This is a genomic window from Streptomyces sp. H27-H1, from assembly GCF_026627445.1.
Taxonomy (GTDB): Bacteria; Actinomycetota; Actinomycetes; order Streptomycetales; family Streptomycetaceae; genus Streptomyces.
In genome coordinates, this window is record NZ_JAPNLJ010000155.1 from 1 (window position 1) to 1,024 (window position 1,024).

Below are 1,024 nucleotides of genomic sequence, written 5' to 3' on the forward strand. Positions count from 1 at the left end.
GGCTCGATCAGAGTCCACTGCTCGTCGGTGAGATCGCCTCGCGCCATGACTGATGGCCTATCAAGACCGGGCCTCCACGCGCAGGCGATCTACCGAACTCGCGATCCGGACTCCAGACAGGACCTAGAAGCGGAGATGGATGAGCACCTGGATGCTAAGGCCGGCCGGATCGGCAGGCGCGGGTCGCGCTCGGGCGGCAACACGTGCAACGGCTACCGGAGCAAGAAGGTGATAACGGAGGTCGGCACCGTCACGGTGCAGGTCCTGCGCGACCGGCTGGGCACCTTCCAGCCCAGGGTGCTCCCCAAGTACGCCCGCCGGACCGGGGCGCTGGACGATCGGATGACCTCGCTGACCGCGAAGGGCCTGACCTCCGGCGAGATCGTCTCCCACCTCGCCCAGACGTACAGCATGACGACGACGAAGGAGACCATCTCCACGATCACCGACAGCCATAGTGGTACACGGATCCCCGGTGGTCGTGACCCAATCACTGACTGACAGCGTGATGGCAGGCATGACCGAATGGCAGAACCGACCGCTGGACAGCACTTGAGTCCTATCGGTGGTTGCGAACGTCTCTCTGAAGGAGAGCGTTCGGATGCCGAAGTATGCGCCCAACAAGATGCCGACCACTGTCAAGAACCGGTACTTCTAGCTGCTGCGGGAGGGGCACAAGGGTGCTGCCGCGGCCCGTCGGGTCGGGGTGTCCAGCAGCTGTGGCTCACTGTGGTTCATCAATGCTGGAAGCATGGTCGTTCCCGACCCCCGGCCCCATATCGCCCCGCTTCCTCACCCAGGACAACCGCATCGTCATCGCCGACGGACTGCGCGCCGAGCAGAGCGTGAAGGAGATCGCGTCCTCGACCGGGAAGAGTTTCCATCCCTTAATTCTTACGCGGGTATCCCCTGCTTTAGCGGGGGAAGGAGCGCATCCTGGGACCGGAGGCGCGGAGCGCCGGAGTGCTCTGCGCCTCCGTGGTGACGGTCAGACAGGCCGTTTCTGGCCTTCGATGTACTGGCG

2 pseudogenes are annotated in these 1,024 nt (G+C 64.2%); both read left to right on the forward strand.

Annotated elements, in window-relative coordinates:
• Positions 1–123: 123 nt before the first annotated feature.
• Positions 124–450, forward strand: a pseudogene (locus tag OTB20_RS42250) (transposase); the annotation flags it as partial.
• 208 nt (positions 451–658) lie between these two features.
• Positions 659–881 (forward strand): annotated as a pseudogene (locus OTB20_RS43125) (helix-turn-helix domain-containing protein); the annotation flags it as partial.
• Positions 882–1,024 lie beyond the last annotated feature (143 nt).